This is a genomic window from Sphingopyxis sp. Q841 (assembly GCF_052384365.1).
In the GTDB taxonomy this organism is placed as follows: Bacteria; Pseudomonadota; Alphaproteobacteria; order Sphingomonadales; family Sphingomonadaceae; genus Sphingopyxis; species Sphingopyxis terrae_A.
Genome location: NZ_JBQSUM010000002.1, coordinates 563,902 through 587,646 on the forward strand (window position 1 = coordinate 563,902; position 23,745 = coordinate 587,646).

Annotated in this window: 27 protein-coding genes; 15 read left to right on the top strand and 12 right to left on the bottom strand. The window is 66.6% G+C overall.

All coding sequences use genetic code 11. From position 1 onward, the window contains the following. The first annotated feature begins 59 nt into the window (after window positions 1–59). Window positions 60–821 carry a haloacid dehalogenase type II gene (locus tag ACT17R_RS13000; RefSeq protein ID WP_444809576.1) on the top strand — a complete coding sequence of 254 codons (762 nt, stop codon included), beginning with the start codon at window positions 60–62 and terminating at the stop codon, window positions 819–821. Here ACT17R_RS13000 and ACT17R_RS13005 read toward each other — a convergent pair. From ACT17R_RS13005 to pyk, 6 genes are all read right to left on the bottom strand, one after another. Further along, entirely contained in the window at window positions 818–1,666 is an 849-nt protein-coding gene (locus ACT17R_RS13005) for a metallophosphoesterase (RefSeq protein ID WP_062769284.1), read from the bottom strand. The two genes, ACT17R_RS13000 and ACT17R_RS13005, sit on opposite strands and share 4 nt — an antisense overlap. A 38-nt stretch (window positions 1,667–1,704) precedes the next feature. Further along, on the bottom strand, window positions 1,705–3,642 hold the full coding sequence (locus ACT17R_RS13010; protein WP_444809577.1) for a cytochrome c3 family protein: 1,938 nt from the start codon (window positions 3,640–3,642) through the stop codon (window positions 1,705–1,707). A 10-nt stretch (window positions 3,643–3,652) separates the two neighbouring features. Beyond that, window positions 3,653–4,546, bottom strand: coding sequence for a hypothetical protein (locus ACT17R_RS13015; protein ID WP_341681692.1), 894 nt, complete (start codon window positions 4,544–4,546; stop codon window positions 3,653–3,655). Then, entirely contained in the window at window positions 4,546–6,981 is a 2,436-nt protein-coding gene (locus ACT17R_RS13020) for a cyclic nucleotide-binding domain-containing protein (RefSeq protein WP_444809578.1), read from the bottom strand. Before ACT17R_RS13020 ends, ACT17R_RS13015 begins: the two co-directional genes overlap by 1 nt. A gap of 254 nt (window positions 6,982–7,235) precedes the next feature. Beyond that, window positions 7,236–8,009, bottom strand: a complete 774-nt coding sequence (locus tag ACT17R_RS13025) for an arginyltransferase (protein WP_003039216.1) — start codon at window positions 8,007–8,009, stop codon at window positions 7,236–7,238. Between the two features lie 205 nt (window positions 8,010–8,214). Beyond that, window positions 8,215–9,669: a pyruvate kinase gene (gene pyk / locus ACT17R_RS13030; RefSeq protein ID WP_003039219.1), complete on the bottom strand. Its 1,455-nt coding sequence runs from the start codon at window positions 9,667–9,669 to the stop codon at window positions 8,215–8,217. A gap of 113 nt (window positions 9,670–9,782) precedes the next feature. Here pyk and ACT17R_RS13035 point away from each other — a divergent pair, with 113 nt between their 5' ends. The 14 genes from ACT17R_RS13035 to pal all read left to right on the top strand — a co-directional run bounded on the left by ACT17R_RS13035 (window position 9,783) and on the right by pal (window position 19,007). Then, window positions 9,783–10,103, top strand: coding sequence for a DUF1244 domain-containing protein (locus tag ACT17R_RS13035; protein ID WP_003039221.1), 321 nt, complete (start codon window positions 9,783–9,785; stop codon window positions 10,101–10,103). A gap of 63 nt (window positions 10,104–10,166) precedes the next feature. Next, a complete protein-coding gene (locus tag ACT17R_RS13040; protein WP_003039223.1) occupies window positions 10,167–10,409 on the top strand; it encodes a DUF2312 domain-containing protein in 243 nt (80 codons plus the stop codon). A 27-nt stretch (window positions 10,410–10,436) separates the two neighbouring features. After that, on the top strand, window positions 10,437–10,754 hold the full coding sequence (locus tag ACT17R_RS13045; RefSeq protein ID WP_003039226.1) for a YbjQ family protein: 318 nt from the start codon (window positions 10,437–10,439) through the stop codon (window positions 10,752–10,754). Window positions 10,755–10,836: 82 nt separating this feature from the next. Continuing rightward, window positions 10,837–11,583 carry a YebC/PmpR family DNA-binding transcriptional regulator gene (locus ACT17R_RS13050; RefSeq protein WP_003039229.1) on the top strand — a complete coding sequence of 249 codons (747 nt, stop codon included), beginning with the start codon at window positions 10,837–10,839 and terminating at the stop codon, window positions 11,581–11,583. A gap of 105 nt (window positions 11,584–11,688) precedes the next feature. Beyond that, entirely contained in the window at window positions 11,689–12,162 is a 474-nt protein-coding gene (gene ruvC / locus ACT17R_RS13055; RefSeq protein ID WP_444809579.1) for a crossover junction endodeoxyribonuclease RuvC, read from the top strand. Between the two features lie 195 nt (window positions 12,163–12,357). Then, window positions 12,358–12,957, top strand: coding sequence for a Holliday junction branch migration protein RuvA (gene ruvA / locus ACT17R_RS13060; protein ID WP_234179606.1), 600 nt, complete (start codon window positions 12,358–12,360; stop codon window positions 12,955–12,957). Continuing rightward, window positions 12,954–13,364 (top strand): GFA family protein, encoded by a 411-nt coding sequence (locus tag ACT17R_RS13065; protein ID WP_444809580.1) that lies wholly within the window; start codon window positions 12,954–12,956, stop codon window positions 13,362–13,364. The genes ruvA and ACT17R_RS13065 overlap by 4 nt, the downstream gene beginning before the upstream one ends. Then, complete coding sequence (ruvB, locus tag ACT17R_RS13070; RefSeq protein ID WP_217373280.1) at window positions 13,357–14,397, top strand: Holliday junction branch migration DNA helicase RuvB; 1,041 nt, start codon at window positions 13,357–13,359, stop codon at window positions 14,395–14,397. The genes ACT17R_RS13065 and ruvB overlap by 8 nt, the downstream gene beginning before the upstream one ends. Window positions 14,398–14,499: 102 nt before the next feature. Next, window positions 14,500–14,964, top strand: coding sequence for a YbgC/FadM family acyl-CoA thioesterase (locus ACT17R_RS13075; protein ID WP_444809581.1), 465 nt, complete (start codon window positions 14,500–14,502; stop codon window positions 14,962–14,964). Continuing rightward, window positions 14,958–15,656, top strand: a complete 699-nt coding sequence (gene tolQ / locus ACT17R_RS13080) for a protein TolQ (RefSeq protein WP_003039244.1) — start codon at window positions 14,958–14,960, stop codon at window positions 15,654–15,656. Before ACT17R_RS13075 ends, tolQ begins: the two co-directional genes overlap by 7 nt. Continuing rightward, window positions 15,656–16,171 (top strand): protein TolR, encoded by a 516-nt coding sequence (gene tolR, locus ACT17R_RS13085; protein ID WP_086456699.1) that lies wholly within the window; start codon window positions 15,656–15,658, stop codon window positions 16,169–16,171. The genes tolQ and tolR overlap by 1 nt, the downstream gene beginning before the upstream one ends. A gap of 10 nt (window positions 16,172–16,181) precedes the next feature. Then, entirely contained in the window at window positions 16,182–17,006 is an 825-nt protein-coding gene (locus ACT17R_RS13090) for a hypothetical protein (RefSeq protein WP_444809582.1), read from the top strand. Window positions 17,007–17,011: 5 nt separating this feature from the next. Further along, entirely contained in the window at window positions 17,012–18,379 is a 1,368-nt protein-coding gene (gene tolB, locus ACT17R_RS13095) for a Tol-Pal system beta propeller repeat protein TolB (RefSeq protein WP_444809583.1), read from the top strand. A 112-nt stretch (window positions 18,380–18,491) separates the two neighbouring features. Next, window positions 18,492–19,007: a peptidoglycan-associated lipoprotein Pal gene (gene pal, locus ACT17R_RS13100; RefSeq protein WP_174531846.1), complete on the top strand. Its 516-nt coding sequence runs from the start codon at window positions 18,492–18,494 to the stop codon at window positions 19,005–19,007. Here pal and ACT17R_RS13105 read toward each other — a convergent pair. The 6 genes from ACT17R_RS13105 to gspJ are packed head-to-tail and all read right to left on the bottom strand — an operon-like array spanning window position 18,994 to window position 23,729. Continuing rightward, on the bottom strand, window positions 18,994–19,767 hold the full coding sequence (locus ACT17R_RS13105; RefSeq protein WP_444809584.1) for a prepilin peptidase: 774 nt from the start codon (window positions 19,765–19,767) through the stop codon (window positions 18,994–18,996). The two genes, pal and ACT17R_RS13105, sit on opposite strands and share 14 nt — an antisense overlap. A 1-nt stretch (window position 19,768) precedes the next feature. Next, on the bottom strand, window positions 19,769–20,488 hold the full coding sequence (locus ACT17R_RS13110; protein ID WP_444809585.1) for a type II secretion system protein N: 720 nt from the start codon (window positions 20,486–20,488) through the stop codon (window positions 19,769–19,771). After that, window positions 20,488–20,970 (bottom strand): type II secretion system protein GspM, encoded by a 483-nt coding sequence (gene gspM / locus ACT17R_RS13115; protein ID WP_062902108.1) that lies wholly within the window; start codon window positions 20,968–20,970, stop codon window positions 20,488–20,490. Before gspM ends, ACT17R_RS13110 begins: the two co-directional genes overlap by 1 nt. Continuing rightward, window positions 20,967–22,112 (bottom strand): type II secretion system protein GspL, encoded by a 1,146-nt coding sequence (gene gspL, locus ACT17R_RS13120; protein WP_444809586.1) that lies wholly within the window; start codon window positions 22,110–22,112, stop codon window positions 20,967–20,969. The genes gspM and gspL overlap by 4 nt, the downstream gene beginning before the upstream one ends. A 1-nt stretch (window position 22,113) precedes the next feature. Next, window positions 22,114–23,121 carry a type II secretion system minor pseudopilin GspK gene (gspK, locus tag ACT17R_RS13125; RefSeq protein ID WP_320249860.1) on the bottom strand — a complete coding sequence of 336 codons (1,008 nt, stop codon included), beginning with the start codon at window positions 23,119–23,121 and terminating at the stop codon, window positions 22,114–22,116. After that, window positions 23,118–23,729, bottom strand: coding sequence for a type II secretion system minor pseudopilin GspJ (gspJ, locus tag ACT17R_RS13130; RefSeq protein ID WP_255265976.1), 612 nt, complete (start codon window positions 23,727–23,729; stop codon window positions 23,118–23,120). Before gspJ ends, gspK begins: the two co-directional genes overlap by 4 nt. Window positions 23,730–23,745 lie beyond the last annotated feature (16 nt).

Below are 23,745 nucleotides of genomic sequence, written 5' to 3' on the forward strand. Positions count from 1 at the left end.
ACCTTTCGATCCTTTCGCGCGAATGGGAAGAGACCTCTCCCGTCGCGCAAAGGATTGCCATGTTTCCCCTTCTTCCTCGCCGTACGTTGCTGATCGGCGCCGCGGCTTCGACCGTTGCGGCCGCGCTTCCCGCGCGCGCCGCAGCCGCCGCGCCGATCCGCGCGATCGGCTTCGACGGTTTTCCGATATTCGATCCGCGCGGCGTTGCGGCGCGCGTCAAAGCCATCGTGGGTGACAAGGGAGAGGCCTTTGCGGCCCAATGGTCGGCCAAGCTGTTCGGCTATAGCTGGCTTGAAACCGCCGCCGGCCGTTACCGCGATTTCCGCACGACCGCCGACGCAGCGCTGCGGCACACCGCCGCAGCGATGCAGGTAACGCTGAGCGACGCCGAACGCGCGACGCTTGTCGGCGCGTACGATGCACTCGACGTCTGGCCCGATGTTCGTCCGGCGCTCGAAACGCTGCGCGGCGCCGGAATTCGACTTGCCTTTCTGTCGAACCTCGGCGCCGACTCGCTCACCGCCAATATGCGGCGCAACGACATCGCCCATTATTTCGACGCGCCGCTGAGTACCGACCGCGTGAGCGCCTTCAAACCGTCGCCCAAGGCCTATGCGATGGCGCTCGACGCGTGGGACATTTCGCGCGAACAGATCGGCTTTGCGGCGTTCGGCGGGTGGGATGCGGTGGGCGCGACCTGGTTCGGCTATCGCACCGCCTGGGTCAACCGCTTCGGCGTCCCCGCCGAACCGCTGGGCGTCGAACCGGCGATCACGAGCCGGGGGATCGAGGGCGTGCTTGCCCTTGCCGGCCTCGCCTAAGCCGGCCTTTCCGCCTTCAACTCGCGCACCAGCGGCTGCAGCCGCGCGTCATATTTGGCGAGCATCGTGTGCGCGCCGGCATGGTCATAAAAGCTGACGAGCTCACGGCCGTTCCAGCGATGGAGCGCATAGGCCGGATCTTCGGCCACGATCATCGGGCGGTCGTCGGGATGATTTTCGTCGATAGGGCGCAGGTCGAGCGACACTTGCGGCGCGGTCGACGAACAGATCGCGACCGTTCGCCCCTCCCACGCCACGGTAACGCTGCGATGCAAATGGCCGCATATCAGGCCGCGGACATGGGGATGGCCGCGCACGACATCGGTGAAGCGATGCACCCATGGTTCGTCGGGATGGGTGTTCATCCACTCGATGCCGCTCTCGACCGGCGGATGATGCATGACGATATAGGTCGGCTTGGCAGTATCGCGGCCGAGCTCGGCGTCGAGCCATGCGGCGCGCGCGTCGCAAAAGGCGCCGCCGTGGCGCCCTTCCTCCAGCGTGTCGATCGTGACCAGCCGCACGTCAGGCAGGTCGATCGCATATTGCACGAAGCCATTGCCGTCGTCGAAGCCCGGAAACTGCGCGTGGAAATTGTCGCGCAAATCATGGTTGCCGACGCTCGGCCAGACCGGAAAGGGGCAGCGCGAAAAGGCGGTGGCGAGCCGGCGATAGCTGTCGGCATCGCCGCGATCGGTGATATCGCCGGTCGCGAGCAACAGGTCGGGCCGGTTCGGGCCCTCGATGAGCACGTCGAGCACATCGTCGAGCCGCTTGCGGTTATATTCGGCCGGATTGTCCGGATCGAACCCGATATGGATATCGGTGATCTGGGCGATCAGCATATCCGTCCCCTGCTCGGCCTCTGGCGGCCTTCAATATCTCACCCGCCCCGCCTTGCCCCGTGCAAGGAAGGTGTGCGCCACGTCACATCATAAAGGCCCCGCCCCTCGGTGCCTGTGATCAGGCTCACATCATAGATAGCAGCCAGAGGTTTATGCGTGATTGCCGCGCTGTTAACCTTCCGCTGACGGGCGGGCATCCAGGGTTTGCCGCCGTCCGAATGATATTCGTGGCACATGGCGCACGGCGATTGGGTCGCGGTCTCGACCTTCACCAGCCGCGCGCCGCCCTCGCCCACATGGCAGTCGCGGCACTGGCGCAGCCCCGGCACCAGCAGGTCGCTGGCCGCCTTCGAACCCGGCGCGGCGGCATGGCAGTCGGCGCATTTCGTCGCCTTGTGCGCATCGTGATCGAACCAGCCCTTTTCCAGATAGCGCGGGGTCTGATTCACCGCCATCACCCGCCAATTGTTGCCCGATACGGGGGCGAAAATGGTGTGGCAGTCGTAACAGGCCCCGCCCTTGGAAAAGACCGCGCGCACCGCATCGGCGGCGCGATTGGGCCGCACCGCGACCTCGCGGAAATAGATATTGTAGAGCTGACCCTCGGCATATTGGCCGGGCCGCCGCCGTTCCATGCCGCCGAGTTGCAGCGGCCGGCTCGGCGGGGTCGAGCGATAATAGGCGTAGAGGTCCGCCACGACCTGATCGGGCTCGCCATGGCGGAGCGTGCGGGTGACGCCGCCGACGGTTTCGAAGGCCAAGCTGTGGCACATCGCACAGTCGCGTTCCATCACGACGGGTTTGATCCGCACCCCGTCGGCATCGGGGCGGTGGCAATTCTGACATTCGAGCTTCTTGCCGAAGTCATATTGACCGCGGAAACTTGCCGCCATCCGCGCCACCCCGCCGTTCGCGGCGAGATGGATGTCATGCGGGAATTTCAGGCCGTCATAATCGACCAGCGGCCCCGTGCCGGGCATCGCCCGCGCCAGCTTGGCGCCCGGCGCCGCGCGGACGAGCGGGCGGAATTCGGGATGCGCGGTGCCGAAATCACCGGCATCGGCGACATCGACCTTGAACCCCGCCGCCTTGAGCCGCGAAGCCATGCCGTCGTGGCAATCGGCGCAGAATTTTTGCGGCGTCGGCGGCATCGGCCCCGCGCCTTCATGTTCGGTATGGCATTCGACGCAGCGCCCCTGCGGCTTGTTGAAAGCCTTGGCGAAGCCGGCGAGGACTTTCTCGCCGACACCCGGCGGGTGCCGTGCGGCGAGCAGCATCGCGGTCGAGGCATCGGCGTGGCTCGCGCTCATCGCCTTATGCTCGCCCGTATGGCATCCGACGCACGCCTTGTCGGTTACTGCGACGAAGGCATCGACATGGCAGGCTTGGCAATCATTCTTCAGGCTGGCGTGCGCGCTCGACAGCGGCCCCGACAGCCACGCCTTGTCGGCATGATAGCCCTGCGGCCGGACATCGACGCTGCGATAGCTGTGCCAGGCCCAGATCGGCCCGACCAGAAAGGCGAGCAGCACGACCAGCGCAAAGGCCCAGGCGCCCATGCGGCGCCCCGGCATTACCGCGGCGAGCGAAAAGGCCCGGGCCTCGTCGACATCCTTCGACGATTGCGACAGTTCGTCGATCCGCTCGACGAGCAGGATGATATTCTCCCCCTCGCGCGCGATCGTCAGCCGGTGGCCGCCAAAGCGCAGTTCGGCCCCCGCCGCGCTGTCGATGTCGGCGATGTCGAGCGTCCGGCCGTTGAGGTCGAACCCCAGCCCCTCGCTCGCCTGCACCCGCACATGGCGGCCGTCGGCGCTGCTGATCGTCGCATGCTGCGGGTTCACCGCCAGATCGGCGACATGGATCGTGTTGCCGCCGTCGCGGCCCAGCGTGATGCTGGCACCGGGCAGCGGCTGATCGCGAACGATCTGCTTGCCCGTCTTGGTCGTCGAGATGCGGCGCAGGATGAAGCTCATGATCCCCGCCTCACCAGTAAAAGAAGACGCTGATGATATGTGCCGACAGCGCCGCGATCAGCGCGAAGGTCAGCGGCACATGCACATAGAGCCAGATCTCCAGCATCGCCCGGATGCGCAAATGCGCGCGCAGACGCGCCAGTGCGGCTTCCTTTTGCGAAAGCAGTCCGATGACCTTCTGCCGCGCGTCGGCGTTACCGCCGTGCGCGAGCGACAGCGCGCGCAGCGCCGCCGCCGTCGCGTCCTTCGGATAGCGCCCGGTCAGCCGCGCCCTGATGCCCCCCGAGAAAGGATCTTCGTCGAGCGAGGCGAGCACCGGCGCCGTGTCCTCCGGCGACAGCGGCTGCGCGGCGGCGTGCAACTGGCGGTCGAAGGCGCGGATCGCCTCCAGCATCTGCATCTGCGTCATCTCGTCGCGATTGTTCGACAGCGCGGCGGGCAGCGTCGCATAGACGATCACGCCATAAAGGCCCGACAGGATGACCAGCATCATCAGCGCCCAGGCGAGCGTGTGGACGTTCCAGCCGAGCTGGAAACCCGTGTGCCAGGTGCCGATGACGACCAGGCTCAGACCCAGATAGACATGCGCCGACGTCCACGCCTTCAGCGACCAGGCGTCGCGCGTCATCTTGCGCTTGCGATATCCGAGCGCGGTGAGCCAGAGGATCAGCAGCGCACCGATGGTGCCGAGCGTATAGCCGTACCAGCTTCCGCCATTGGGCCGCGGCGTCACATCGATCAGCGCATATGAGGTGATGACGAGCAGGCAGAGCCCGCCCGAAATCTTTGCCCAGCGGAAATTGGCGTAGCGCAGAAAGCCCTCATGCTTGCGCTCGCGGACGCGTTCGGTCTGGGTGGCCCGGTTGCGGCGGCCCAAAAGCCTTCTGGGAAACAGACTCGCCATCAGCCCGCATCCTCCTCGAGCCGCGCGATCGACAGAAACTCCTCGGGCGACACGCGGATCGCGGCCCCGGTCGGACAGGCGCGCACGCAGGCCGGCCCGCCGGCAATGCCCTTGCACATGTCGCACTTCACCGCGATTTTCTTGGGCTTTTCGTCGCCGAGCTTTTTCTTGGTCCATTTGGGCGACGGTTCGCCCGGCCCCGGCCCCTTGCCGAAGAGCAGCCAGCTAAGCAGCCCCGGCTTCGGCGGCGGCGCGGCCTCCATGCGGATCACGCCATAGGGGCAGTTGCGCATGCAGTTGCCGCAGCCGATGCAACCCGGCTCCATGAACACCTCGCCGTCGGGGCCGCGGTGGATCACGTTCGGCGGGCAGTCGGCCATGCAGTGCGGATGTTCGCAGTGGCGGCAGCTTGTCGGTACATGCAGATGCGCGAAGGTCTTGCCCGCCTCGCGGTCGAGCCGCGACAGTCCCTCGTGGCTGTCGGCGCAGGCCTTTTCGCAATTGTCGCAGCCGACGCACAGATTTTCGTCGATCAGCAGCGCGTCGGTCGCCTCGCCCAGCCCTTCCTTCATGATGAAGCTGGCGGTGTCCGAATAAAGGTCGACCGCGCTCGAATAGCTCGCCTTGCGCGATTCGATGAAGGCGTTCATCGCCGCGCGTTCGGCGACCGCCGCCTCGGTGGCGGCGCGCACCTGCGGCCGCGCGGCGAGCATCTTGCGAAAGCTTTCGCCGGTCAGCTTGATGACCTCGCTGCCGACCGCGGCCTTGACCGTCGCATTGCGCGGCTCGCCGCTGAGCACGCCCATTTCGCCGAAATAGCTGCCGGCGGGCAGATAGCGCAGGAAGATCGGCTTGCCGCCGATATCCTTTTCGACGACCATCGAACCCGACCGGATGACATAGACATCGTCGCCTTGCTCGCCTTCGGTCACGACCACCTTGCCCGCCGGTACGCGCACGACCTCGGCCTGATCGACGACCTCTTGCAGATCGTCGACGGTCAGCCCGCCCTTGAAGATTTGCAGCAACTGGCGTTCGAGCGAGATGCGATTGATGACGCGTTTCGCCCCCGGCACTGCGGCCATCAGCTTGAGCGCGGCGGTGCGCGACACCTCTACGAAGATGCTGTCCTCGCCGGCGCGGATCGTCGCGCCGCGCTTGCGGCCCGATATCAGCCCGACCTCGCCGAAGATCGACCCCTGTTCGATCGGCACCGTGACGCCGGGCGCCACTTCCACCTCGGCGTGACCGTCGGCGATCGCGAACAGCGACGATCCCGGCTCGCCCTTTTCGAACACCACCTCGCCGCGGCGATAGAAGGCAACCTTCGAATCGAGCATGAATTCGCGCATCTGCAGCGGCGAGACATCGGCGAAGATGCGGACCCGCGTCCGCAGATAGTCGAGCCATTCGCTGACCGATTTCTTCTGCGGCAAATCGGCAAAGATCGCCGCCAGATCCTTTTCGTCGGCCGGGGTCAGCGCGCTGTTGCCGTTGATGAACTCGACGACGTCATAGCCCTGGTTCATGCAATGCTTGATCAGCGGATAGCCCGCGAGCGCGCCGATCACGAAAATGCCCGGAACGGTCGATTCAAAGGTCGGGGACAATTTTGGAAAGGCTTCGCGGTCCGGGCCGGTGAATTCGATCCCCATCGATTCGACAAAGCCGCGCGGCGCAACCGACCCCAGCCGCGCGACGATCACGTCGCATTCGATCCGCTCGTCGCCGTTCGGCGTTTCCAGCGTCAGCCAGCCGGGCTCGACCAGCTTGGGCTGCGTTTCGGTGCGGATCGACAGAAAGCCGTTCTCGCCCGCCTCCATCATGTCGGAGACATTCTTCGCCTTGGCGCGCGCGAAATCCTTCGACCGGTTCAGAATGGTGACGGTGTTTTCCAGCGCTTCCTCGGCAACGCCGAGCGCATTCTCGATCCCCGCGTCGCCCGATCCGACCACGGTGATATGCTGGTTCTTGAAATCCTCGGGATCGTCGACCTGATAGATGATGTGCGGCAGATCATATCCGTCGCAGCGCAGGCGATTGGGATTGCCCTGCGTGCCGATGGCGAGGACGATATTTTCCGCCGCGATCACCGCGCCCTTGGCGGTCTTGATCGAAAAGGCACCCTTCTGCCCCGATACCTCGACGACCTCCGCCTGATAGGCGACATTGACGCCGTTGTTCGCGGCATCCTGATCCCAATTGCCCAGGATCGTTTCGCGCGCGCCCTCGGCGAAGCGGCAGTCGGACCGCAAATCGAGCCGTTCGGGCGTCGCAAGGACGCGCTTGCCCTTCTGATATTTGAAGATCGTATCCGAAAGATGGTCGGTCTTTTCCAGCAGCACATGCGCCATCCCGAGCTGCGCCGCGCGCGCCGCCGCGCTCAGGCCGGCGGGCCCCGATCCGATGATCGCGACCTTGACCGCGTCGCTCATGCGCGATGGCTCCGCGACCCGTCGTCGCGCCCGTCGCCGTCGCTGCAGATGACCATGCGCACCAGCATCCCTTCCCCCTCTCGCCGGCCCCATTTGGCGATCAATTTACGGATGCGACCCGGACTTATGTCCTGGAAGGCGTAGCTATGCCCTTGAATGCGGGAAAAGGTCAATGCGGGAAAAGGTCGACCGGCGACGCGCGCACCGCGGCCGGCGAACATGATATTGAAGCGCTAAAGACGCGTCTTGGTCGGTCAGGCGATCTCGAACATCGCGGCAATGCGATCGGACGCCACGGGCTCGCACCGCGTCCAGCCTTCCGGGCCCAGCTTTTCCAGCGGGCGGAAGCGCGCCTTATACGCCATGCGGGCAGACCCTTCGATCCAATAGCCCAGATAGACGTAAGGCAGCCCCGCCTTGGACGCGCGGCGGATATGGTCGGCGATGATGAAGGTGCCCAGCCCCTCGCGCAGCGGATGGGCGGCATCGAAGAAGCTGTAGATCATCGACAGGCCGTCGCCCTGACGGTCGGTCAGGCAGCAGCCGACGAGCCGGCCGCGCGAACCATCGGTCGTCGGCTCGCGATATTCGATCATATAGCTGTCAACCGGAGTCTGCTCGACCATGTCGGCAAAATCCTGTTCGTCCATATCGGCCATGCCGCCATCGGGGTGGCGCGCGCCGAGATAGGATCGCAGCAGCGCATATTGCTCTTCGGTCGCCCAGGGCTTGCAAGCGGTGACAACCAGATCGGCGTTGCGGCGGATCGTCCGCTTCTGCGATCCGCTCGGCTTGAACTCGCCTGCACAGACGCGCACCGACACACAGGCGGTGCAATCGGCGCAGCTTGGGCGATAGGCGACCGACTGGCTACGGCGAAAGCCGATCCGGCCGAGCGCGTCGTTCAGCTCATTGGCATTATTGCCGCTCAGTTCGGTGAAAACCTTGCGCTCGGTCTTGCCGGCCAGATAGGGGCACGGCGCCGGGCTGGTCACGAAAAAGCGCGGAAAACGGAACGGTGCGGACACGCGGGCTCAACCTCCGGATTTGCAGAAGCGCCCCCACCGCGGTGCGCCGTCGCCTTCGTTCCAGCGACTATGCCGCGCACGGTCAATGGTGCAAAGTCCATTTACCATTTTAAAGCGTCTCGAACTGAATCAGCGCGAAAATTTTCTGAATCCGCCGCTAACTCTTGTCTCGATTTGAATCGACTCGGCCGCACCGGCGTCCGGTTCAGCTATAGCCGCGCAGTTCGTCGCCGGTCAGCGTCGCGACGTGCAGCACATTGGTCGAACCCGGCGTCCCGAAGGGCACCCCCGCCATCATCACCAGCTTGGCCCCCGCCTTGCCGATGCCGTGGCGTAGCGCCATGCGCTTACCCTTGGCGATCATCTCCTCGAAGCTGCCAATATCCTTGGTCGGCACCGCATGCGCCCCCCACAGCAGCCCCATGCGCCGCGCCGCATCGCGCTTCGGGGTCAGCACGAGCAAGGGCGCATTCGGCCGCTCGCGCGCGACGCGGCGCGCGGTCGATCCCGATGCGGTGAAACAGATGATCGCATCGGCGGCGATCGTCTCGATGATGCTGCCCGCGGCCTCGGCCAGCGCATCGGCGGTGGTCGCATCGGGCTGCGTCTCGGTGAAGTGCAACCGCCGGTAATAGTCGGGATCGCTTTCGACCGAGCGCGCGATCGAATCCATCATCGTCACCGCTTCGACCGGCCACGCCCCTGCCGCCGTTTCCGCCGACAGCATGATCGCGTCGGCGCCGTCATAGATGGCCGTCGCGACGTCGGACACTTCGGCGCGGGTCGGCGTCGGAGAGACGATCATCGATTCGAGCATCTGGGTCGCGACCACGACCGGCTTGCCCATCCGCCGCGCCGCCGCAACGATCCGCTTTTGCAGCGGCGGCACCGCCTCGGGCGGCAATTCGACGCCCAGGTCGCCGCGCGCGACCATCGCCGCGTCGGCAATCTCCAATATTTCCTCCAGCCGCGCGACCCCCGCGGGCTTTTCGAATTTGACCAGCAGCGCCGCCTTGCCGCCGATCAGCCGTCGCGCCTCGGCAACATCCTCGGGCCGCTGGACGAAGGACAGCGCGATCCAGTCGACATGCTGGTCGAGCGCAAAGGCAAGGTCGCGGCGATCCTTTTCGGTCAGCGCGGCGAGCGGCACGACCACGTCGGGGACGTTGACGCCCTTGCGATCCGAAATCTTGCCGCCGACCTCGACCAGCGTCTCGATGCGGTCGGGCGCGACGCTCTTGACGCGCAGCACCAGCTTGCCGTCATCGACCAGCAGGCGCGTCTCGGGTTCGAGCGCGGCGAACAGTTCGGGATGCGGAAGGTGGACGCGGCTGGCATCACCCGGCGCCTTGTCGGTATCGAGAACGAAGGTGGCGCCGGTCGCCAGTTCGGCCGGCCCGTCGCGAAAGGTGCCCACGCGCAGCTTCGGCCCCTGCAGGTCGACCAGGATCGTCGTGGGCCGCCCCGTTTCCTTTTCCAGCGCGCGGATCGCCGCGATGACCTTGGCATGGCCTTCATGGTCGCCATGGCTCATGTTGACGCGAAAGGCGTCGGCGCCGGCGCGGTGCAGCGCCGCAATCATCTCGGCATTGGCGCTCGCGGGACCGAGCGTGGCAAGAATACGCACCTTGCGCTGGCGGGGGGTAAAGCTCTGGACCACGATTGCTCCGCTTGTCTCTTGATCTACAATATCGCTACGGCCGCGTGGCATGGCGCGTTGCCTGCCGAAGCGCAACCGCCGTATAGCTATTCATCCACAGACCGGAGAATGTCATGTCGTGCAGCGATGACCAACCGATGACCGCCGACCCCCTCGACAGCATCGACGATGCCGTCGCCGCGGCGGCCTTCCGCCGCCTTGTCCGCCTGCTCCGCCACCGCAGCGACGCGGCGAATATCGACCTGATGGGCCTCGCGGGTTTTTGCCGCAATTGCCTGGGCGACTGGATCGCCGAAGCGGGCGACCTCGACAAGGAAAGCGCCCGCGCCATCGTCCACGGCATGCCGACCGCCGAATGGAAGGCGCGCTTTCACGTTGCCGCCACACCTCAGCAGCTTGCCCGCATGGAAGAAAGCATGGCCAAGAATCCCTGACCCCGCTAATCGGACGCCCAAGGCGATTCTCGCCACAACCATTCCAATCCATCGGAGCATAAAATGAGCGAAGCCACGACTGCCGACGAACAACTGCGCCTTTTCATCGAGCGTATCGAGCGGCTGGAAGAAGAGAAAAAGGGCATCGCCGACGATATCCGCGACGTGTATCTGGAATCGAAGTCGCAGGGCTATGATCCCAAGATCATGCGCCAGATCGTGCGCCTGCGCAAAATGCCGGTCCACGACCGCAAGGAAATGGAAGCGATCCTCGACGTTTACAAATCGGCGCTCGGCATCGTCTGAGCCCGCCCCAAGCCAAGGAGAGTGACGATGTTCAGCACCACGACCAACGCTGTCGAAGGCCATCCGGTCCGCGAATATCTGGGCATCGTCACCGGCGAGGTGATCGTCGGCGCGAACCTGTTCCGCGACCTGTTCGCCAGCATCACCGACATCGTCGGCGGCCGCTCGGGCAAATATGAAGATGTCCTCGCCCGCGCGCGCAAGGAAGCGATTCAGGAAATGGAAGCCGAAGCCGCGCGCCTTGGCGGCAATGCCGTGATCGGCGTCGATCTCGACTATGAAGTGCTCGGCCAGAACGGGTCGATGCTGATGGTCAGCGCTTCGGGAACCGCCGTGGTTGTCTGATCGGCGCCGCCGCCCGTAGTTGTCTGCGACCGCGCTTCGCGCTAGGGGCGGCCCCAGATTTTTCCGTTAAGGGAGGTAGGCCGTGGCCGGCCATAGCAAATTCAAGAACATCATGCACCGCAAGGGTGCGCAGGACAAAAAGCGCAGCAGCCTCTTTTCGAAGCTCAGCCGCGAAATCACGGTGGCGGCAAAGATGGGCCTGCCCGATCCCGACGCCAACGCCCGCCTTCGCGCGGCGGTCAACGCCGCCAAAGCGCAGTCGATGCCCAAGGACAATATCCAGCGCGCGATCGACAAGGCCGCGGGCAATGACGGCGAGAATTACGAGGAAATCCGTTACGAAGGCTATGGCCCCGGCGGCGTGTCGCTGATCGTCGAAGCGCTGACCGACAATCGCAACCGCACCGCGACCAATGTCCGCACCGCGTTCAGCAAGAATGGCGGCAACCTCGGCACGTCGGGCAGCGTCAGCCACGGCTTCGACCGGCTCGGCATGATCAGCTATGCGGCAAGCGCGGGCGATGCCGACACCGTCTTCGAAGCCGCGCTCGATGCGGGCGCCGACGATGTCGAATCGACCGAAGATGGCCATGACATCTGGACCAGCGTCGATTCCTTGCACGAAGTCGCAAAGGCGCTCGAAGCCAAGCTGGGCGAAGCCGAAGGGGTGAAACTCGCGTGGCGCCCGACGCTGAAAAGCGAAGTCGCCGACGAAAGCGTCGCGCAGACGCTGTTCAAGCTGATCGACACGCTCGACGATGACGACGATGTGCAGACCGTGTGGGGCAATTATGAAATCCCCGACGCGGTGATGGAAAAGCTCGGATGACAAACCCCTCCCCTCCCGCTTGCGGGAGGGGCCGGGGGTGGGCCGATGCACGGCGCGCCGCTTGCCCACCCCAAACCCCTCCCGCAAGCGGGAGGGGCTTCTAACATGATCATCCTCGGCCTCGACCCCTCGCTCAGCTGTACCGGCTGGGGCATCATCCGCGTCGAGGGCAGCCGGATCAGCCACATCGCCAACGGGCAGATCAAGACCGACGCAAAGGCGCCCCTGCCCGACCGGCTGGCGTATCTCGATACTGCACTCGCGGCCGTGATCGCCGACCATGCCCCGGCGCAGGCAGCGGTCGAGGAAGTGTTCGTCAACGACAATCCGCAATCGACGCTGAAGCTCGCGCACGCGCGCGGCGTCGTCCTGCTCGGCTGCGCGCGCGGCGGGCTGACCGTCGCCGAATATGCGCCGCGCCTCGTCAAGAAGGCCATCGTCGGAACCGGCGGCGCGGCGAAGGAGCAGGTGCAGGCGATGCTGCGTATCCTGCTGCCGGGCGCGAAGGTCGCGGGCGCCGACGCGGCCGACGCGCTGGCGGTCGCGATCTGCCATGCGAACCACCGGCCGCGTATTTGAAGGGTTCACGCGAAGACGCGAAGGCGCGAAGAGGCTGGCTCGGACCGTCAGGCCCCTTTCTCCTTGACGCCGCGTCATCGCGCACCACCCGACGATGAATGCCGCTTTGCGGCAAATGCAACATCTTCCCGCCTTCGCGTCTTCGCGTGAACCAAATCTGTTCCCTTTTCATTCCTATCACGCTAGCACATCGCCATGATCGCAAAACTCACCGGACGGCTCGATTCAAGCGGCGCAGGCCATGCGGTGATCGACGTCGGCGGCGTCGGCTATCTGGTCGAGGCATCGGCACGCACGCTCGACGCGCTCGGCCCGGTCGGCGGCGATGTCACCATCCACACCGAAATGCTGGTGGGCGAGGATTTCCTGCGCCTGCTCGGCTTCGCCCGCGCCGAGGAACGCGACTGGTTCCGCCTGCTCACCAGCGTCCAGGGCGTCGGCGCAAAGGTCGCGCTCGCGATCCTCTCCGCGCTCGAAGTCGCCGACCTGCAGCGCGCACTCGCCAGCGGCGACAGCGCAATGATCGCGCGCGCCAACGGCGTCGGACCGAAGCTCGCACAACGCATCGCGCATGAACTGAAGGACAAGGCGGGCGCACTGGGCGGGATCGCCGGCACCGGTCCCGCGGCCGTCCCGGCCGCCGGCCCGCTCGGCGATGCCGTGACCGCCCTCACCGGCCTCGGCTTCAAACCTGGCGAAGCGAGCGCCGCCGTCGCCGCGGCGAGCGAGGAACTGGGCGCGGGCGCCACTCTGGATGCGCTGGTTCGCGTCGCGCTCAAAAAGGCGGCGAAATGACCGCCCTCACCCACCACGCCTCCTGCCGCTGCGGCCAGATCCGAATTGCCTGCACGGGTGAGCCGATCCGCGTGTCGGTGTGCCATTGCCGCGAGTGCAAAGCGCGCAGCGGCAGCGCCTTTGCCGCACAGGTCCGCTTTCCCGCCGAGCAGGTCCGCATCGAGGGCGAAGCGAGCGCGAAGATGTGGCAATATACCGGCGAGAGCGGCAACACCGCCGACTTCTTCTTTTGCGGCACCTGCGGTTCGGGCGTCTGGTATCGCGCGCGCCCCTATCACGACGCCTACGCCATCCCGCTCGGCAATTTCGCGCCCGGCCACGGCTTCGTCCCCGACTATTCGGTGTATGAGGAGCGCAAGGAGCCTTGGGTTTCGATCACCGGCGAGGCAATAGAGCATTATGACTGAGCCCGCCCTGACGACGCCGATCCGCACCCCAGAGGATGCCGACGCCGCGCTGCGGCCGAAGTCGCTCGCCGAGTTCGTGGGTCAGGCGGCGGCGCGCGAGAATCTGCGCATCTTCATCGAAGCGGCAAAGGCGCGCGCCGACGCGCTCGACCATGTGCTCTTCTTCGGCCCGCCGGGTCTGGGCAAGACGACGCTGGCGCAGATCGTCGCGAAGGAGCTGGGCGTCGGCTTCCGGTCGACCAGCGGCCCGGTCATCGCCAAGGCGGGCGACCTTGCCGCGCTGCTCACCAATCTCGAGGACGGCGACGTCCTCTTCATCGACGAGATCCACCGCCTGTCGCCCGCAGTCGAGGAAATCCTCTATCCCGCGATGGAAGATCGCGCGCTCGACATCATGATCGGCGAAGGGCCGTCGGCGCGCAGCGTGCGGATCGACCTGCCCAAATTCACGCTCGTCGGCGCGACCACGCGGCAGGGGCTGCTGACGACGCCGCTGCGCGATCGCTTCGGCATCCCGGTGCGGCTTAATTTCTACACCCATGCCGAACTCGAACAGGTGATCGGCCGCGCCGCCCGCCTGCTCGGCCTCGGCATCGCGCCCGACGGCGCGCTCGAAATCGCGAAGCGTTCGCGCGGCACGCCGCGCATCGCAGGGCGCCTGCTCCGCCGCGTGCGCGATTTTGCGACAGTGGCGGGGGCGCAGATCGTCGACGCGCGGGTGGCCGACGCGGCGCTCAACCGGCTGGAGGTCGATGCGCTGGGCCTCGACGCGATGGACCGCCGCTACCTCACCATGATCGCCGACATCTATCGCGGGGGGCCCGTGGGGGTCGAAACGCTAGCGGCGGGCCTCAGCGAGCCGCGCGACACGATCGAGGATGTGATCGAACCCTATCTGCTCCAGATCGGCCTGATCGCCCGCACCGCACGAGGCCGCTGCCTCAACGCCAGCGCGTGGAAGCATCTGGGCCTCAATCCGCCCGCGGGCGTGCAGGACGGACTATTCGATTCTGGCGGCGGCGCGGCAAAATAGGACGGAAAAGTGCGGCTTTGAATCCGTCAACCGACCCCGCGCTGCGACGAACCGTTCAAGAGGGCTTTGCGACGAGTCGAAGCATCGCTATCGCTCGCAACTATGGTTGACGTTCCGCCTCCTTTCATCCCCGGCGCCTTTGTCGGGGCCGCGCATCATTACCGGCTGCGCGTCTATTTCGAGGACACCGACCTCAGCGGCATCGTCTATCACGCCAATTATCTGCGCTATATGGAGCGTGCCCGATCGGACATGCTGCGCATCGCCGGGATCGACCAGCGCGCGGCGATGGAAGCGGGCGAAGGCGCCTGGGCCGTCACCGACCTTGCGATCAAATATGTACGCCCGGCCAAGCTCGACGACGATTTGCTGGTTATCAGCACCGTCGAGGCGGTGCGCGGCACGAGCGTGATTATCGCGCAACGCATCCTTCGCGGTCAGGACGAGTTAACCAACGGGCGTGTTACCGCAGCCTTTCTGTCGCCCGAGGGCCGGCCGCGCCGCCAGCCCGCCGGGTGGGCCAGCCGCTTTACCGCGATCATGAATGGAGAGACCATCCCTTGCTAGACAATATCAAGCTGGCCGCCGACGCGGCGACCTTGTCCCCCATCGCGCTGTTCCTGCAGGCCGATATCATCGTGAAGGCGGTAATGATCGGGTTGCTTGCCGCGTCCATCTATGTGTGGGCGGTGATCTTCACCCACGGCCGCGGCGTCGGCAAAATGATGAAGGCGTCGGACAGCTTCGAGCGCGATTTCTGGCGCGCCGACAATATCGACAAATTCTATGACAAGAATGGCAATGAAGAATTGCCGAGCGCGAAGGTGCTGGCTGCGGGGATCGGCGAGTGGCGCCGTTCGACGCGGAGCAAGGTCATCGACCGTGAAGGAACGCGCGAACGGCTGGGCATTGCGATGAACAGCGCCGTTGCCGGTGAGGTCGACCGCCTCGCCGAAAAGATCGGCACGCTGGCCACCATCGGTTCGGTTGCGCCCTTCGTCGGCCTGTTCGGGACGGTGTGGGGGATCATGCGCAGCTTCACCGCGATTGCCGCGTCGAACAACAGCAGCCTCGCCGTCGTTGCGCCGGGGATCGCCGAGGCGCTTTTCGCAACTGCGATCGGGCTGTTCGCGGCCATCCCCGCGGTGATTGCCTATAACGCCTTTTCGCAGCGGCTGAACCGGCTCGAATCGCGGCTCGGCCGCTTTGCCGATGGCCTGCACGCGACCTTCAGCCGCGAACTGGAGGTCGAAGCCTGATGGCGATGACCGGACCTTCGGGCGGCGTCGGCGGCCGGCGTCGCGGGCGCGGCGGGCGCCGGGCGCCGATGTCGGAGATCAACGTCACCCCGCTCGTCGACGTTATGCTGGTGCTGCTGATCATCTTCATGATCACCGCGCCGCTGCTTGCCTCGGCGGTGCCCATCGACCTGCCCGAAAGCCGGGCCAAGCCGATCGAGACCGAAGAGCAGGAGCCGGTGCAACTGTCGATCAATGCCGACGACACGCTGTATATCGGCGATCAGGTCGTCCCCGAGGCCGAACTGCCGGCCCGTCTCGATGCCATCGCGCGCGAGACGAAGGACGGCGACAAGCCGCGACAGATCATGCTGCGCGCCGACAAGGGGCTCGACTATGGCCGGGTAATGCGGGTGATGGGCGAACTCAACCGCGCCGGCCTGTCGCGTATCGCGCTGGTGACGACAGGCGCCGACACCGATACCGCCGCTGCCGCCGAAAGCGCGGTCACGGACGGTTCAGAAACGCAGCCATAGGGTCAAGATCATGGCCGAAGCACGGGCATATGGGGCAACACAGGGACGCGGCATCGCCGTGGCCGTCGCCGCGCATGTCGTGATTATCGTACTGTTGTCAGTGCAATGGACCGCGGGCCAGCGCCGCTTCGACAATCCGCCGATGGAGGTCGACCTGATCGCCGAGACGGCGCCGCAATCGACCGCGCCGGTCATCAGCACCAATCCCCCCGCCGCACGGCTGGGCGAGGAGGATGCGGCCGATATCGCCGCGCCGCCCGAACCGGTGCCGACCCCGCCGCTGCCCGAACCCGTCGTCCGCCCGACCCCCGCCCCCGCACCAAAGCAGGTCGCGAAACCCGTACCGGCAACGCCCAAGAAATCCCCGCCAGCGGCCCAAAAGGCGCCGCCGCGGCCGACACCAAAAGCCGAACCGAAAAAACAGTCGTCGCGGCCCACTGGCCGTCTCGATGGCATCGTCGACGGGCTGAGCCGATCACAGCCAAAGGAACCGGCTTCCAAGGGCACACCGGCCGCCGCGACGGCGGCCGAGGTCAAGCGCTCAATCGACGTCAGCATCAAGGCCGCCGTCGGTCCGCGCTGGAACGGGTGCCGCATCAGCGGCGTCGAGGTCGATCAACTCAAGACCGTGGTCAAATTCCGCCTGACCCAGTCGGGGGCGCTCGCCGGATTTACCAGCGTCGAGACGAGCGGCCAGAACGACAGCAACAAATTCCAGGTCCAGCGGCATCAGGAATGCGCCAAGCGTGCCATCGAACTCGCCGCCCCCTTCGACCTGCCCGAGGAAAATTACAGCTTCTGGCAGAATTACACGCTCGATTTCATCAAGAGGTAAGAGAGATGCCGCTTCGCTCCATCGCCCTCCCGCTCGCGCTCATGCTGTCCGTCGCCCCGGCGTTGGCGCAGGTCGCATCGCCCACACCCGCCCCTGCGATCCCCACCGAACCGCGCGAAACGATCGAAGGCACGCTGTCCCAGGACCGCACGGTCATCGCGGTTCCCGCTTTCGCCACGCCTGCCGTCACCACCGTCGCCGGGCTGCGCACCGACAATCTGGGGCGGCAGATCGCCGATGTGATCGCCGCCGATCTTGAACGCAGCGGGCTTTACGCGCCGCTCGGCCCCGGCAGCGTTCGCGCGATCAGCATGGCCGAAGTACGCGCGCCGCGCTTCGCCGACTGGCAGGCGCGCAACGCCGAAAATGTCGTCCATGGCTTCGTCCAGACGAACAGCACCGGCGGCTTCGTCGTCGGCTGCTATCTCTATGACACCCAGCTCGGCAGCGAGCTGGTGCGGCAGGGTTTCGAAATCCAGCCGGGCGACTGGCGCCGCGCCGCGCACAAATGCGCCGACGCCATCTATTCGCGCCTGTCGGGGGAATCGCCCTTCTTCGACAGCCGCGTCGCCTATATCGCCGAGAGCGGGCCGAAGGGGAACCGGATCAAGCGCCTTGCGATCATGGATTCGGACGGCGGCAACCACCGCTTCATCACCAACGGCCAAGCGCTGGCGCTGTCCCCCCGTTTCTCGCCCGATTACAGGAAGATCGTCTATGTCAGCTATCTGAACGACCGCGTCCGCGTCTTCATCTATGACGTCAATGCGGGCACGCAGAAGCTGGTGACCGAAAGCCGCAACGCGACCTTCGCACCGCGCTGGTCGCCCGATGGCCGGCAGATCCTCTTTTCGATGGCGGTCGGCGGCAACACCGACATCTATCGCATCTCGACCGAAGGCGGCACGCCGGTGCGGCTGACCAACGCACCGGGCATCGACGTCGGCGGCAGCTTTTCGCCCGACGGCAAGAAGATCGTCTTCGAAAGCGACCGGTCGGGCAGCCAGCAAATCTACACGATGAATGTCGACGGGTCCGATCAGCGCCGGATCAGCTTCGGCGGTGGTCGCTATGCGACGCCCGAATGGTCGCCGCGCGGCGACCTGATCGCCTTCACCCGCATGGGCGGCGGCGAGTTCCGCATCGGCGTGATGACGCCCAGCGGCAGCGGCGAGCGGCTGCTGACCAACAGCTGGCAGGACGAAGCGCCGACATGGTCGCCCAACGGCCGCGTAATTCAGTTCTTCCGCACCACATCGGGCCGCGAGGGCAAATCGACGATCTGGCAGGTCGACCTGACCGGCGTGAACCTGCGCCGGTTGCCTACGCCGCAGGACGGGTCCGACCCGAGCTGGGGCCCGATCCTGCCCTGAGGCGCGCCGACGCGCGCGGAACCAAAGGAAAACCGCGGGGTTCAATCCTGTGTTAAATTGACGTTCATCGCATTTCGCCACGACTGAAAACGCAACAAAAAGGACAGACGACATGACGATACGCAAAACCACCGCGATGATCGCGGCGATCACCATGCTGACTGTGGGTGCCTGTTCGAAGAAAGCCCCCGAAACGCTGCCGCCGGCCCCCGAAGGGACCGACACCGGGACCGGCACGGGAACTGATCCCAATGCGGTCGTTCCGGGTTCGCAGCAGGACTTCATCGCCAACGTCGCCTCGGACCGCATCTTCTTCGGCTTCGATCAATATAATGTCGATGCAGAGGATATGGCGACGCTGCAAAGCCAGGCGCAATGGCTGCAGCGCAATCCCGCGGTGCGCGTGACGATCGAAGGTCATGCCGACGAACGCGGTACCCGCGACTATAATATCGCGCTCGGCGAACGCCGCGCCAACGCTGCGAAGAATTATCTCGCCTCGCTCGGCATCGACCCGAGCCGTATGAATGTCATCAGCTATGGCAAGGAAAGGCCGGCCGAACTCGGATCGAACGAGGAAGCCTGGGCGAAGAACCGCCGCGCGGTGACGGTCGTTATCGGCCGCTGATCAACGGCCAAAGCGGCACCGTCGCCCAAGCGGCGGTGCAAGCGAACACACCGAAGGGGACGGCCCGCATCGACAGCGGGCCGTCCCCTTTTCGTTGCGCGCCAAACGCCCAGACCAGCCCGCCCAGGCTGGCGAGCAGCAACAGCAGCGGCAGTGCCTGCCACCCGATCCAGCACCCGATCGCCGCGACCAGCTTGGGATCGCCGCCCCCCATCCCCTCGCTCGCACGCACGCGCCGGTAGGCGGCAGCGATGGCTGCAAGGACCAGCCCACCCGCCACCGCGCCGATCCAGCGATCGAGCAGACTTACTTCGAGCAGCGGCCCGGCGAGCAGCAGTCCGGCGAGCGCCAGCACCACGTTGAGCGGATCGGGCAGCCACATATGCCGCGCGTCGAGCAGCGCGAGCGGCAGCAACAGCCAGCCAAACAGCGCCCAGAGCCAGCCCGCGGTGCCGGGCATCAGCGCGAGCGCCGCTGCCCCGATCGCCGCCGACAACAATTCGACCCGCCAATGCAGCGCGTCAATCGGTGCGCCGCAATGACGGCAGCGACCGCGCGCCGCGATGGCCGACAGCAGGGGTATAAGGTCGCGCGCGGTCAGCGCCGTGCCGCACGCATCGCACTGCGAACGCCCGCGCAACACCGGCCGCCCCAGCGGCCAGCGCAGCACCAGCGTCGCCAGGAAGCTACCGAGCAGCAACCCCGCCAAAGCGGCCAGGCCGACGCCCATGCCAAAGGGCAAGGCGTCGAACGCCGCCATGTCAGAATCGGCCCGTGGTCGCCAGCACGTAGCCGTCCGACGCCGGACGGAAGCCGAGCATCGTCAACGCCGCCGCCATCGACGGATCGTCGTCGACGGTGATCGCGAACTGCGCGCGCCACGCGCCACGACCGTCAAACCCCAGCGTCAGCCGCTCCATCCCCGACTGGCTGCTCAGCGCCGCCTGTGCACGCCCGTTCGCACAGCTCAGCGGTCCCGACAGCCCGCGCGCCAGATCCAGACCGGCAATCGGCGCCGCGATCGAAAGCTGCACCCGCCCGCTTGCCTCCACGCATTTCCCGTCATTGTCGAAGCGTGTGGTGGCGCCTTCGAAGCGGATGGTGTCGACGGGGATCGCGCCGAGGCCGCCCGCGAGCGTTGTGACGCCGTTGACGTCGGCGGCGCCGCGCGGGTTTGTGCCGTAGAGTCGGCCCGACAAGGCGCCCAGCCGATCGTCCTGGCGCGCAAAGGCGAGTTCGGTGCCGCCCGTCAGCAGCGCGAGCGGCGACAACCTGGCCTTGACCGTGCCGAGCGGGAGAGCGCCCAATCGCGCGTCGACAAGTTCGCCCGACCAGACCGAGCCGCGCACCGTCCGCGCGCTGAAGCCCGCGTCGGCGACCCCGGCGAGCGACAATGCCAGCCGCATCGGAAAGGTCGCGGCGATCAGCAGCAGCGCGAGCAGTGCCGCGGCGGCGATCCAGAGACGGTGCGAGCGGGCCATCACTGTCCGCCCTTGCGCAGTTCGGCGGTCATGCCCACCGTGCCGTCGGCGGCGGGGGTGACGGTGAGCTGATCGACAACGAACCCCTGCGTCTCGAGCGCCGCGAGCCAGTCGTTGAGGACGGGCGCCTTCGCAGTCGCGATGGCGATGGTTGCCTGCGCCGTTCCGCGCGCTTCGTTACGGTCGAGGGTCAGGCCGATCTCGCCCGCGGATTGCGCCAGAAATTGGTCGATCGCTACCGCATCGGTGGCCGCGGCGACCGCCTTCGCCGGACGCTGCGACAAAAGATGCACCTTGGCCGCGACGCGCCCTTCGCGCTCGATTGCCGCGGCATGGTCGCTGCCAAGATCGACCAGCGCCGCATAGGCCGGACGGCCGAGCGCCCAGACGAGCACCGTCAGCGCCAGCGCCGCGGCAACGCCGACAAGCCAATGCTCCCGCCGCGACAAACCCGCCCACCAATTGCGCATCCTGTCGATCATGGCACCGCCCGAACCGTAATATTTGCCATCTGCTGGCCGTCGGTGCCCGCCATCGGCTGCGCGGTCACGCGATAGCCGCGCGCCTGCAGCGCCAGCAGCACCTTGTTAAGATCATCGACGCGCGGCCCCGCCAGCGTCGTCGTCAGCGTCCCGTCGGTGCGGTGCGACAGCGTCTTGAGCGTCACTCCCGGCGTGTCGCGCATCGCATCGAACAGAGCCGACGCCGGAACCGAAAAGGCGAGCGGCCCGCCGCCCGCGCTGGCCAGCCGGCGATCGACTTCGGCCTCCGCCGCGGTCGCATCGGGAGCTTCGATCCCCAGCGTTGCCGCAGCCGCAACAACTGCGGCATCGGCGCGGCGGGTGTCGGCGGCAAGGCGCACCGCATAAACGACCGGGACCAGCAGGCTGACGATCAGCAACGCCGCGAGCAGGCGCTTGCCGATCCGCACCAGATCCGGATCGGCCGCCCAGCGGCGCTTCGGCTTCCAGCTTCCGCTCAGCAGATCGAGCGGCGGCGCGGCGAGCGAGATCAGCAACGCTTCCCGCGCCGCATCGGCGCCCAGCGGGACGATCGTTCGCTCCTGCGCGATCAGCGCGTCGATTTCCGGATCGGAGCGCCATGCCCGATCGGCCGAGCGCAGGATCGCTTCGCCGCCAAGTTCGGCGGTCCACAAATGATCGGCGTCGGGCGGCGGCAAGATGGCGGCGGCGGGAAGGATCGCCGCAGCGGTCAGCCCCTCTGCCGCGAGCCAGCCGGTCCAGGCCGTCATCGCGGCGTGGGTGGTGACCGCCACCGGCACCGCCTGTCCGGTCTCGGCCGGTTCACCGGCGACGATGTGCAGCCCCGCTGCGTCCCCCAGACTGTCGCGCAGCGCGTCGACCCGCGCCGCCGCTGCCGCCTGCGCGGGGGCCGCATCGGGATAGGCGCGCCAATGGATCGGCACGTCGCCTGCAGGGGCGAGTGCGATGAGCCGATCGTCGCCCGCGTCGTCCTGCGGCTTTTCCCAGGCGTCGATCCAGCCGTCGTCCTGCCCGCTGTCGACGATCACACCATCGTCGACGCGCAGCCAGGCAGGCCGTGCGGCTTCGTCGCCACCGAGCGCCGCCGCCGACGGCAGCCAGAGGATCAGCGTCCGCGCCACGTCAGTCGGCCTCGCCCCAGTCCCGGCGGACGATGACCGGCGGCGCCTGACCGGCGCCCGGCGCGCCGCCATTGACGTCGATAAGCGAATGTGCCGTCAAAAACCCGTCCCCAATCGTCACTTGCGTCGTCAGCGTGAGCCACCGGCTGGTCACCGCGGCCTGTTCGCCCACGTCGGTGGGCGGATCAAGCCGGGCGAGCGAGCGCGCCTCCCAGAATCGCACGCTGCTGCCATAGCCGCCAGCGGGTCGGGCCGCCAGCGCCGCCCGCGCATCGGCGATGCTGATCTGCCCCGGCATCAGCATCGCGATCAGCGGCGCCTGTTCGGGACGCAGCGTGTTGACGTTCAGCTTCACCGGTTCGGCGCGCGGCAAGGCGCATATCCACGGCTTCAGCCGCGCATAGATTTTGGGCGTCACGCCGCGCACCGCGCGCAATTCGCTGACATCGGCCATCTTGCGGTTTGCGGGCAGGTAGGCGCCGGGGAGCGCGCGATAGACGCCATCTTCGGCGCCGAGCGGCCCGTCGTTGCCGTCGCTGTCGATCCAATCCGCGGCCGCGCCGGAAATCGCCATCGCCTGTCCGCGGTCGATACCGAGCAGCACCATCAGCTCGGTAAATTGCGCGGTAGCGCCCGACCGCTGGCTGAGCTTTCCCGGCGCGGTTTCGGCGGCCAGGCTGTTGAGATTGAAGCAATTGTCGGCATCGCTCAGCCGCGCGCTCCCCTGCCCGCCCGGCAGCGGCAGGATAAAATCGCGGTCGAGCCAATCGCCGTCATTCGACAGTCGCGACGGATCGCGCGCCACCAGATTGGCGACGCGCCGCAGCGCAATCTGTTCGGCGGCAAAGGCATAGGCGCGTCCCTGATCGACCGTCGCGGCGCTGGCCGCGATCCGCGTTGCAAGCGTCAACCGGTCGAGCGCGGTCGCTGCGATCACCGCCATGACCGCGACGAGCAGCAACACGCTGAGCAGCGCCGCCCCGCGATCGTCCCGTGTTGGCCCGGTCATGGCGTCGCCCCAGTGGGCGAAGGCGGCGGCGGTGGGAGCGTCGGCGCGGTCAGGAACAGCATCGTCAGCGGCGGCCGTCCGGCTCGGGTCAATCGCACCTCGACCGCGCGCGGCAAACGGTCGTCGGGATCGCTCGACCAGCTTTCGCTCCAGTTGCCGCGCTCGTCGCGGTAGCGCACCGCAGCCGCCGAAACGTCGCCGACCAGCCGGTCACCGTCGCCGAGCGTCGTGCCGTCGAGCGTCGGCTGCACCGCGCGGCGCCACTCACCTCCGATCAGGGCATAGCCGACGCGTTCGACATCGGGCCGCGCGCCCCCCTCGATCGTAGCCGTACCCGCATGAACGAAGGCGAAGCCGTTCGCCGAGCCGGTGAAGGCCGGAACCGCCTCGCCCGCCGCGCCGCGCGTCGGCCGCTGCACCGCCTGCGCCAGATCGTTCGCCATGACCGCGCGGATGCGGTTCATCCCGCTCATCGCCTTGAGCCGCGTCTGCACCGCCTCTTGTGTGTCAACGCTGCTGCGTAGAAGGCTCACCCCCATCGCCGCGATCGCGGCAAAGAGCGAGAGCGCAACGAGCATTTCGACGAGGGTGAAGCCGTGCTGACCTATCGCAACCTCGGTTCGT